Below are 11,466 nucleotides of genomic sequence, written 5' to 3'. Positions count from 1 at the left end.
GTTTACTCGCTGTAATACTTAATTAAGTTTCTAGGAGAGCCTGTGCTCAAATCTCGTATCAAATATAACACTGCGTCGTTCGTTACCAGCGCTCCAGATATCACTAAATTGCCTGCTGATACGGGAATTGAAGTTGCCTTTGCTGGCCGCTCCAACGCCGGTAAGTCTAGTGCTCTTAATGCATTAACTGACCAAAAGCTGGCACGTACTAGTAAAACCCCTGGTCGTACGCAACTGATCAACACATTTGAATTAGCCGATGTTGATGATATGCGCCTAATCGATTTACCTGGCTATGGTTTTGCTAAGGTACCGATCGAAATGAAAAAGAAATGGCAAAAGTCATTAGGTGAGTACCTGCAAAAACGTCAAAGTTTAAAAGGTATCGTGATCTTAATGGATATTCGTCATCCTCTTAAAGATTTAGACCGCGATTTAATTAATTGGGCAATTGGTAGTGAAATTCCAGTATTGGCGCTATTAACTAAAGCCGACAAACTAAAGCAAGGTGCACGTAAAGCACAGGTGCTGCAAGTTCGTCGCGAGTTAAGCAGCTTAGAAGGTGATATTACCGTTCATGCGTTTTCATCTTTAAAAGGCACAGGATTACCTGAAGTTGCTAAGAAATTAGATGAATGGTTCCTAGGGCCAATTGTTGCAATACCACCTACTGATGTTGAACAAACGCCTGAATCAGATGCTTAATCACACGTTTAAGTAAAAACGCTGACCCGCAGATTGAATGAAATAGCCTTGCTTATCAGCTTGTGCTATTTCTGCCCACTGATAAAACACACTTCTTGATACCCGAGCACTACAGCCATACGGTAACTGTAAATACGGCACATTATTGCCCTGATAATCTTGTACTACTAAAGGTTGTTCGCAGGTTACTAGCCAAGTTCGCTGTAAATTATCCACACAACATAACACTTGCCCTTGCTCTGTCATTTCAAAGCGCCAATTAACGATTATAAAGGGAGCATCATGGACAGTAATAGCTATTTTTTCGATTGGTGTTTTTAAGTAAAAAGTATCCTGCTCTTTGCAAAGAACTGAGGCAAACAGCTTAACCATAGCGATACGAGTAATTTTACTGCCACCGTATAACCACTCACCTTGCTGATTGATGATAATTGGCAGCTCGCCACAATGCTGCGGCTGCCATTGAGAAAATGGCTTGCTTGGCTGCTCAAGTGCAGTGGCAAGCTCATTCAAAGAGTGCATTATTTAAGCTTGTTCATCGTTAATGAAAAACTAACAGGTACTGCCGTTGCTATCGATGGTAAACCTGCTAACTTTTGCAATTGCATAATGCCATCAATGACAGCAAAGTCTGCGCCATTAATGATAATTGGGCTCATTGATGAAACGCTGATATCCCCTTGCGATGACAAGTTGGCGATAACATCCACTGTAATCTCTTTCTTAGCACCATGAAAATCAAGTTCAGCACTAATACCTTTAAATACATGTTGGCCAGGCTTAAGCGCTTTTAATTGCTTGCTTAAATTAGCTGTTATGGTTGCGGTTGGAAACTTCGCTGTTTCAAATAACAACTTGGTCATGCGTTCATTACGAATAGGGATCATCGTTTCAACTGAGCTCAGATCAATATCGACTGATAAAGAGCCATTTTCAGCTAAACTACCTGACACATTTTTGAAGTGATGCACTTCAGCAATACTATTTGACTTAATAGACACAAAACTTACTTTGCTTTGATCATTGTTAACCTGCCAGTCAGCACAGGCAACACCAGAGACTAATAGGCTTGATAACGAAAGACCTAATATCGCAATTGATTTAACCATCACGCATTCCTTTCAAAATGAAAATGAGATTCAATGGTATCACTTGTTCTATGAAGTGCAATCAATAGCATAATAAATAACAGAGACAAAAAAACGACCCAACAAATTAATGCTGGGCCGGTATAGCAAACTGGGGAGAAGCTATCAATACGAGCACCCTTTCGAGTGCATCATCAACAGGATGTCCTACAGGATGAGGACGACGCGGACTTTACCAAACTAACCATGATAAATAAACTAAATACAGGTACTAACTAGTCGAATTGATAAACATATAACTAATACTACAAATTGCATGTTAATTTAACTTAATATTAACATTGAATTTCAGCTCAAAATTTGCTCTATTAACTAATTAGAATAAAAAATCCACACACTTTGTCTGTAAACAGCAGTTCAAAGCGTGATCAAACACACACAATAAAAGAGCACTGATCATGAAAAAAATAACCACTCTATACTTATGCTGCCTGCTATTTATCTTCAGTAATAGCGCTAATGCAGGCTATACCCAAACTAAATACCCAATTGTATTAGCACATGGCTTGATGGGTTTTGACGATGTATTAGGTGTCGATTATTTTTATCGGGTACCAGCAAGCCTCAGTCGTGATGGCGCACAGGTTTTCGTCACGGCCGTATCCTCGCTGAATAGTTCTGAACAACGAGGCGAGCAGTTACTACAGCAAGTTGAACAGATTATTGCGCTAACTGGTACAACAAAAGTAAATCTCATTGGTCATAGTCAAGGCGCGCAAAGTATTCGCTATGTTGCCTCACTACGCCCCGACTTAGTTGCCTCTGCGACCAGTGTTGGCGGTGTTAATTTTGGTAGCCCTGTTGCTGATGTGGTGCGCCAAGGACTGACTCCTGGATCTAAGCTAGAAGGTATAGCTAAAACAGCTTTTGATGCATTTGGCGGGTTAATCGCATTACTCTCTGACAATAGTCAGTTACCACAAGATGCGCTTGGTGCACTGGAGAGCTTAACCACTGAGGGCGCGCTGGCCTTTAATCAAAAATATCCAGAAGGCCTACCTGCTGAGCAATGCCAGCAAGGACCTATGTATGCCAGTAATGGCGTATATTACTTTTCTTGGAGTGGCACTCGAACTTTAACAAATATATTTGACCCATCAGATGCAGCACTGGCGATCACTGCAATACTGATCCCAGGCGATGACGATGGCTTAGTCTCTCGTTGTAGTAGCCATTTAGGTTATGTATTAAAAGATAATTACCGCATGAATCACCTTGATGAAGTGAATCAACTGATTGGCTTTCATCATTTATTTACAACCGATCCACTGACAGTCTACCGTCAACATGCTAATCGCTTAAAAAAATTAGGCTTATAAACAATGAAGCGGTTGCTCATTTTAGTGCTAGTGATATCTATCACTAGCACAGCTATGATTTTTTTACTCAGCGACGATAAGCTTACAAGTGCAACGCCACCACATATCGATCAACCGATGGCAATCGATAGCATTTTTGAACACGTTATTTTAGCTAGCCAAGAGTCCGGTGAGTTTAGTGCTTCGCAGGCTCTAGAACAGTGCGAAAAGTTAGCTGCATGCGAAATCAATAGTGAGTTATTTAATCGCTACCTCAGCTTTAAAATAGCGCTGGCAGAGCTGCAGCAACAACTCGCTCATTTGCCGCTAAGCGAACAATTAATTGCAATGATCGCTTTTCAACAACGCTACTTCAATGCAGCTGAAATCACTCTTTTATTTAACGATGATAATGAGTGGCAGCACTATACAATTGCCAAGCTTGAAATTAATCAGAACAACCATATTAGTGATGAATTAAAGCAACAATTGTTATCTAATTTAGAGGGCGAGCAACCTGAGCGTATTACCCAGGCACTTAAACCCAGTAACGATCTAAAAGCTTTAAACACTGAGCTAAAAGATGCCCTGCAACAACAAGACTATAATCAACTGGCAGCGGAATTTGGCGATGCTGCGGCAACAAGGTTAATCGCTCTAGAGCAGCAGCGCCAACAATGGCAAACATTGAGTGAGCAACTCAAACAACAAATTACACAGTTAAAACAACACTATGAGCCACAACAAGCAGAGCAAAAAATTATCCAGCTACTTGATGATCATTTAACCACAAATCAAAAGCGACGGTTTTTAGTGTTATATCCATTGCATTAAATGAGTGACCTACTATAGCGTTAAGAAAGTAGCCGAATGGCCACCTTTTAAAAAACTGACTACCCTATTCACAGACATAAAAAAGCGCGGCTTCACTCAATGCAGCCGCGCTTATATGATTTAAAAAGCTCAGTGATTAATGGGCTTGTTGCCAATTATCTCCGCTATCAGCTTCAACCACTAATGGCACATCTAATTTCGCAGCATCAGACATTAACTGGCAAATTTCTGCGGTGTATTGCTCAACACACTCAGTTTTGATTTCAAATACCAATTCATCGTGTACTTGCATCAGTAATTTAACCGTATTCGGTGCTTGTTCATACACCCATTTGTTGACTGTTAGCATGGCTTTTTTGATGATATCAGCTGCGGTGCCTTGCATTGGTGCATTAATCGCAGCACGTTCGGCTCCTTTACGGCGCGCGCCATTACGGGCGTTGATCTCTGGTAAATGTAAGCGACGACCAAAAATAGTTTCAACATAGCCATTTTCGGCAGCTTTCTCACGGGTTGATTCCATGTACTCAAGCACACCAGGGAAACGTTCAAAATACTTATCAATGTAATGTTGCGCTTCATGGCGCGGTACATCAAGTTGACGTGCTAAACCAAATGCCGACATCCCATAAATTAAACCAAAGTTAACCGCTTTAGCTTTACGGCGCATATCCGTGGTTACATCTTCTAACTCAACACCAAACACTTCCGCAGCAGTTGCACTGTGTACATCAAGACCATTGGCAAACGCATTTAACAAGCCTTTATCTTGCGATAAGTGCGCCATGATACGTAGTTCGATTTGGCTGTAATCGGCAGCCACTATTTTATAGCCATCTGCAGCAATAAAAGCCTCACGAATACGGCGTCCTTCTTCTGAACGAATAGGAATATTTTGCAGATTAGGATCGCTTGAACTTAATCGGCCAGTTGCCGTTACCGCTTGATGATAAGAAGTATGCACACGCTTCGTTTGCTCATTCACTATCAGTGGTAATTTATCAGTGTAGGTTGATTTAAGCTTAGATAAACCTCGGTGCTCAATAATAACTTTAGGCAGCGGGTAATCGTGAGCCAACTCTTGTAGTACTTCTTCAGCTGTAGAAGGTGCGCCTTTTGGCGTTTTTTTAATAACTGGCAGTTCAAGTTTTTCAAACAACAATACTTGTAATTGCTTTGGTGAGCTTAAGTTAAATGGTTCACCAGCAATCTCATGCGCTTCTTTTTCCAGCTCAATTAAACGCTCACCCAAACGCTGGCTGTGCGCGGCAAGCATTTTGCTATCAATCGCAACACCGGTACGCTCAATATCTGAAATAACGCTGACAAGCGGCATCTCTATATCTTCAAATACCGATTTAAGCTTTTCATCGGCTGCAAGTTTCGGCCATAATACTTGGTGTAAACGAAGCGTAATATCCGCATCTTCTGCGGCATAAGGTGCCGCTTTATCAAGTTCGATTTGATTAAATGTCAGCTGCTTTTTACCTTTACCAGCAATGTCTTCAAAACTGATATTTTTATGGCCTAAATATTTTAGCGCCAACGAGTCCATATCATGGCGAGTACCAACACTATTAAATACGTAAGATTCAAGCATAGTATCGAATTTAATACCCTTTAGCTCAAAACCGGCATTAGCCAATACACTCTTATCATATTTTAAATTTTGACCAACTTTTGCTTTGTTTTCATCAGCTAAAATTGGCCCGATCTTCGCCATCACCGTCTCTAAACTTAACTGTTCGGGCGCGCCAGGATAATCATGGGCAACCGGTAAATACACGGCTTCGCCAGCTTTAACAGCAAAACTCATCCCGACAAGTTTAGCTTGCATGTAATCAAGGCTGGTTGTTTCAGTATCAAAGGCAAATAGTTCAGCGGCATTTAATTGCTCGACTAAAGTATCTAATTGCTCTGTTGTCAGGATTGTTTCATAGTGAGCATCAGCCACTTGCGGTAATTCATTCGCTTCACTGGGGACAGCCAAGTGAGTGTCTGCATCTTTTGGATTATCTAATAACTCAGCTAACCAGCGACGGAACTCACACTCGCCATACAAGGCAATCAGTTCATCGCGATTTGGCTCTTGCAATTTAAAGGTATCTAAGTCTGATTCAACTTCAACATCGCATTTAATGGTAGCCAGTTCATAACTTAGCGGTAAATGATCGACTGCGGCGGCAAGCTTTTCGCCGATCTTACCTTTGATCTCATCAGCATGATCAAGCACACCTTGTAATGATCCGTATTTTTGTAACCACTTAACCGCCGTTTTAGGGCCGCATCCATCGACACCTGGGATGTTATCTACTTTATCGCCCATCAAAGCTAAGTAATCGATGATCAGTTCAGGACCAACGCCAAATTTTTCAACCACAGTGTCTGGATCAGAAATACTGTCGGTCATGGTATTGATCAAAGTGACATGCTCATTCACTAACTGAGCCATGTCTTTATCACCGGTTGAGATCAATACATGGCGCTGCTGCTCTGAAGCAATACGGGCAAATGTACCAATCACGTCATCCGCTTCAACACCCTCAATACTAATAAGCGGAAAACCCATCGCCCTAATAATATCGTGCAGTGGCGCTATTTGCGTGCGCAAATCATCGGGCATTGGCGGGCGGTTGGCTTTGTACTCACTGTACATATCATTACGGAAAGTTTTACCTTTAGCATCAAAAACCACCACCATATGGCTTGGATCATACTGTTTGATCAGGCTTTTCATCATGTTAACAACGCCATAAATAGCGCCTGTTGCTTCACCTTTTGAGTTAGTTAAATGCGGTGGTGAATGATATGCACGGAATAAGTAGGAAGAGCCATCGACTAAAATAAGTGGATTTTCAGGGATCTGAGCCATGATGTAATTGGATCCTAAATGAGAGAAAACGAAATATCTGTAAGCATGCCATAAGGGCACGCATAAAACGACTGTGAATTAAGCTTTGTTTAAACCGTTAAATAAGAGTAAGTTGTGGATAACTATGTAGATAACACCCACAAGCTATTCCTCCAAAGTAATTTAAAACTACTTAGAAACAAGTTAAGTGTATGTTTTGTTTTAAAAAGATAATACGAGGTTCTTTTTTTATTATTTTTATCACAATGTGGAAAAACATTTTATTGCTTTGCTTGATTGTGGCTTTTTACAACTAAAAAACGGTTAATTCATTCCTTATAAATAACCGGACGAGCATTCTATCACAATGGATCAAAGATCATAGCGATCCTTTATAATTTTTTCCTATTAGCCAACTTAAAAAAAAGCATATAGCGCGTTTTTGCTCTGCCTCGAGTGGATTGATCAAATAAAAATAATCTTTAACTCATCATTATTGATGATCACAAAATGATCTTAATAAGGCCATAACAGTCAGCAAAAGTCATGCTAAACTGACTTTATGAATAATAAATAAGGGCATAGTATATGAAAAAAATAGCTGTAATTTTAGCAGGTTGTGGAGTTTATGACGGTGCAGAAATCAACGAAGCCGTATTAACGTTATTACATATTGCCAAAGCCGGAGCAAGCTACCAGTGTTTTGCCCCTGATATTGAGCAATTGCACACGATCAATCACCTGAATGGGGAACAAATGACCCCTAACCGGAACGTATTAGTCGAAGCGGCACGCATTGCCCGTGGCGATATCAAAGCGTTAACACTGTTAGATGCTAATGACTTTGATGCTTTGATTGTGCCTGGTGGATTTGGCGCGGCTAAAAACCTGTGTGATTTTGCGATCAATGGTGCGCAAGCACAATTAAACCCTGAAATGCTCCGTGCTGCTAAAGCATTTGCGAATGCCAAAAAACCAGCAGGCTATATGTGCATTGCTCCAGCAATGATCCCATTGATCTACAGTGCTGGCGTAAAAACCACTATTGGTAATGATGTTGATACTGCCAACGCACTACAAAGTTTAGGCGCTCAACACATTAATTGTGCAGTAGATGATATTGTAATTGATGAGCAACATAAACTCGTAAGCACTCCAGCTTACATGTTAGCGCAATCAATTTTAGATGCTGATGCAGGTATTGAAAAACTAGTCGCTGCGCTTTTGAAAATGAGCTAATTAGGTGCTAAAAAAACCGCAAATCAGTCATTCTAAAGTAGCTGCTTTGTTGCGCTGGCGCAAAAAAATAGTGTTTTTTCATAAGAAAAATACATCGTAGCGTTTTATAAATTGCGGCTTAGCGTTATAATCGTTCTAAATTCCGTCATCTATCGTGATTGATCACGTTCAAATCGAAGTGAGCAAGGCAAAATGAAAAAACTATCAGCAGCATTATTATTGCTAGCAAACACCGCATACGCACAGCCATATGATAACTCTATGACTGAAGATGCGATCAAAAAACGTATCGCGCCTATAGGTGCCGTTTACTTTGAAGGCGATAAAGCAGCAGTTGCTGAAGTGCCAACAGGTCCTCGTACCGGTGAACAAGTTTACCAAGGTGCGTGCTTTGCATGTCATGGTACTGGCGCACTTGGTGCACCAAAATCAGCAGATGACTGGGCTCCACGCTTAGCGAAAGGCGCTGACACTCTATTAAGTCATGCAATTAATGGTTTTAATGCAATGCCACCACGCGGTACATGCATGGATTGCTCAGATGATGAAATAAGCGCAGCTATTGATTTCATGAGCAAAAAATAATACTTAATTCTGTACTTTTTTTTATAAAGGGCTGATTTTTTCAGCCTTTTTTATTATAAAAATAAATATTAACCTACCTTTATCACTATTTATTATTATCATTTTCTAATACTATTGTCCGCTTGACGATTCAGCAAAAAAGTGAAAATATAAGACCAATAAATATACAATAATAAAAATCGGTTTAATGTCACTGGAAGATATAACAGCTTTACTACATAAGCTGGAGCATAAAAATAATCGTTTAAAAGCTCTAGTCCAAAAGTATAAGCAATCCCACCACTTACAAAATGCCCTGATCCAATTATCAGAGCAAGCTAGTTCTGTTGCCGAATTAACGCTACTTTACCCTGCGATTCATGATATTTTGCAAGATTATATGCCAAGTAAAAGTTTTTACGTGGTGCTGTTAAATCAATTTAGTAACACCCTTGAACTATCTTACTTTGCTGATGAAAAAGATGGTATATCTGTGCCACTTAATCAAGATAATAATTTTATCCAAGGTGTCACTGGGTATGTGTTTAAGCAAGGTAAAACCACCTACTTCCAAGGTGATGAAATGCAGGCTGCTGCCAACAAGGGGTTATTTAAGTTACTTGGCACACCAGCAGAACATTGGGTAGGCGTCCCGGTATACCGAGAGCAAAGTATTATTGGAGTGCTAGTCGCACAAAGTTACGATAAACAACAAAGCTACTCTGAACAACAAATCGAGCTATTAGAAGTAATGTCGCTCTATTTATCAACAGCTATCGAACGAGTAAAAAAACGCGAACTATTAGAGTCTGAAGTAAAAATAAGAACTCGTGCATTAACACAGAGCAATGAAGCGCTTAACCTCGAAGTAGAACAACATAAAAAAACCCTCGAACGCCAGCATATTTTGTTTAAAATTTCAGAGTTAGCGACGCAAACAAAGCATATCAATGAAGTATATCAACAAGTACATGAAATAATAAAATCAATAACTTACGCTGAAAACTTATACATTGCATTGTATGATCGCGAAACAGGTTGGTTAAACTTTCCGTACTGTGTGGATGAATATAGAGATAATACCCAACCGCGTCCTTTCGCCAAAGGTTATAGCGAATTAGTATTACGTACCGAACAAACTCAGCTTATTGATTGTACTAGAGCACAAAAACTACTCAAGTCAGGCGAAGTCGAGCGACTTGGACAAGTCTCTGACTCAAACTCAGCAACCAGCTGGTTAGGTGCACCATTAAAAACTGCGCAAGGTGTAATTGGCTTAATAACTTGCCAAGCCTACAACCATAAGCATATTTTCAATCAAGACGACTTTGAATTAATTACCTTTGTATCACATCAGATAGCGACTGTATTACAAGCACATTTGGCTGCTCAAGCCTTAAAACAAAGTCATCAACAATTAGAGTTTCGGGTTGCTGAAAAAACCAAAGAGATCCGCCAAACCAATATGCATTTACAAATGCAAATTGAAGAGCGTAAAAAAATAGAGCAACAGCTGTATCATGATGCCCACCACGATCCACTTACTGGCTTGCCTAATCGCAGTTTATTTTTAACCCAATTAGAAAAAACTCTACAGCATTATCAACGTTACCCTGAACAACAGTTTGCTGTGCTGTTTATTGATTTAGACAAGTTTAAGGATATTAACGATCAACTTGGTCACCAAGCTGGTGATCAGTTTTTAATTAGCGTCAGTGAGTCTTTCTCACAATGTATTAGGGAGCACGATTTACTTGCGCGTTTAGGCGGCGATGAGTTTGTTATTTTATTAACTCATTTAACTGATCGTCAACAAGCCGAAGATGTTGCTAAGCGATTAATTGAACTAATGAAAAAACCATTTTGCATGAAAGGTATATGTGTACAAAGTGGTGCCAGTGTCGGTATTACCTATTCGAAAACAAACTACAAGCATACGGATGAAATTATTCGTGATGCTGATGCTGCCATGTATTATGCAAAAAATGCCGGTCGCAGCCGGTTCGAGTTTTACCATCCACTGCTTAGTGCCGGCACCAGCCCGTATGAGTTAGAAACCAGTCATCACTTAGACTCTTTACCAATGCATTTTCGCTGCTCTGAAATTATTACACTTGATGAACAGCATCAGTCAGAGTCGCTACTTGAAGCATTTGGTGAACACCCAGTACTTGGTAGCACTAGTTTTGAAATATTAAAGAAGTTTGCCGCTGATAAAGCACAACAGCTGGAAGTGGAATTACAGTTATTAACTAAAGCGTGTCAACAAATCCAAACGGCACAACTGCAGATGGTGTTATTCCCTTGCTCGGGCTTATTACTGGAAAAAATTGAATTCCAGGCGTTATGCCAAACAATGCAAAACCACAACATAACGAAACAAATTTGTTTATTGTTTAATGAACAAGAGATCCGTTACGCCTCAGCGGTACAAATTAGTAATTTAAAAGTATTGAGTAAACAAGGCTATTCGATTGGCTTAAATGATTTTGCTAAAGATCGCTGCGAACTTAATTTACTATGCGATATTAATTTCGATTATTTATTACTTAGCTCTACCTTTAGTAAACGAGTGTTACAACAACAAAGCTTTGATTTACAACTACAAGGTGTACTAGCAATAACTAAGATAAAACAAATAAAAGTAATCGCGAAAGGCCCTTCAATATTAAATTATAGAGCCTTACTAGACACTCATGGTTTATCACTATTTATTGGTAGGCAGCATGCAATTAGTTCTACAGCAACACTCCCAGCTGACTCTTCGAACGAGCAAATTTTAAATTAACGATATGCGTCGCGGATAACCAGTTTATTATCCGCAGCT

At 39.9% G+C, this 11,466-nt stretch carries 9 protein-coding genes; 6 read left to right on the top strand and 3 right to left on the bottom strand.

What is annotated here, in order from left to right:
* Positions 1-42 precede the first annotated feature (42 nt).
* Positions 43-705, top strand: coding sequence for a ribosome biogenesis GTP-binding protein YihA/YsxC (gene yihA / locus H5201_RS07210; RefSeq protein WP_145238434.1), 663 nt, complete (start codon positions 43-45; stop codon positions 703-705).
* On the opposite strand, the gene H5201_RS07205 is transcribed toward yihA, so the two are convergent.
* Both H5201_RS07205 and H5201_RS07200 read right to left on the bottom strand, forming a co-directional pair.
* Positions 706-1,227, bottom strand: coding sequence for a DUF1285 domain-containing protein (locus tag H5201_RS07205; protein ID WP_182717681.1), 522 nt, complete (start codon positions 1,225-1,227; stop codon positions 706-708).
* Positions 1,227-1,814, bottom strand: coding sequence for a YceI family protein (locus H5201_RS07200; protein ID WP_182717680.1), 588 nt, complete (start codon positions 1,812-1,814; stop codon positions 1,227-1,229). The genes H5201_RS07205 and H5201_RS07200 overlap by 1 nt, the downstream gene beginning before the upstream one ends.
* A 437-nt stretch (positions 1,815-2,251) precedes the next feature.
* Here H5201_RS07200 and H5201_RS07195 point away from each other — a divergent pair, with 437 nt between their 5' ends.
* The gene (locus H5201_RS07195) at positions 2,252-3,172 is read left to right on the top strand and encodes a triacylglycerol lipase (RefSeq protein WP_182740281.1); all 921 of its coding nucleotides are present in this window, start codon (positions 2,252-2,254) and stop codon (positions 3,170-3,172) included.
* Between the two features lie 3 nt (positions 3,173-3,175).
* A complete protein-coding gene (locus tag H5201_RS07190; RefSeq protein WP_182784096.1) occupies positions 3,176-3,985 on the top strand; it encodes a lipase secretion chaperone in 810 nt (269 codons plus the stop codon).
* 136 nt (positions 3,986-4,121) lie between these two features.
* Here the strand turns inward: H5201_RS07190 and polA are convergent, their stop codons facing one another.
* Positions 4,122-6,857 (bottom strand): DNA polymerase I, encoded by a 2,736-nt coding sequence (polA, locus tag H5201_RS07185; RefSeq protein WP_182784094.1) that lies wholly within the window; start codon positions 6,855-6,857, stop codon positions 4,122-4,124.
* Between the two features lie 567 nt (positions 6,858-7,424).
* Here polA and elbB point away from each other — a divergent pair.
* The 3 genes from elbB (at position 7,425) to H5201_RS07170 (ending at position 11,427) form a co-directional block, all read left to right on the top strand.
* Positions 7,425-8,075 carry an isoprenoid biosynthesis glyoxalase ElbB gene (gene elbB, locus H5201_RS07180; RefSeq protein WP_149982603.1) on the top strand — a complete coding sequence of 217 codons (651 nt, stop codon included), beginning with the start codon at positions 7,425-7,427 and terminating at the stop codon, positions 8,073-8,075.
* A gap of 192 nt (positions 8,076-8,267) precedes the next feature.
* A complete protein-coding gene (locus H5201_RS07175) occupies positions 8,268-8,660 on the top strand; it encodes a cytochrome c5 family protein (RefSeq protein WP_182767484.1) in 393 nt (130 codons plus the stop codon).
* A 193-nt stretch (positions 8,661-8,853) separates the two neighbouring features.
* The gene (locus H5201_RS07170) at positions 8,854-11,427 is read left to right on the top strand and encodes a diguanylate cyclase domain-containing protein (protein ID WP_392352781.1); all 2,574 of its coding nucleotides are present in this window, start codon (positions 8,854-8,856) and stop codon (positions 11,425-11,427) included.
* The last annotated feature ends 39 nt before the right edge of the window (positions 11,428-11,466 follow it).

Source organism: Pseudoalteromonas sp. SG43-6 (assembly GCF_014164365.1).
Taxonomy (GTDB): Bacteria; Pseudomonadota; Gammaproteobacteria; order Enterobacterales; family Alteromonadaceae; genus Pseudoalteromonas; species Pseudoalteromonas rhizosphaerae.
Note: the sequence above shows the minus strand (reverse complement) of the source record. Positions and strands in the feature narration are given on the sequence as shown.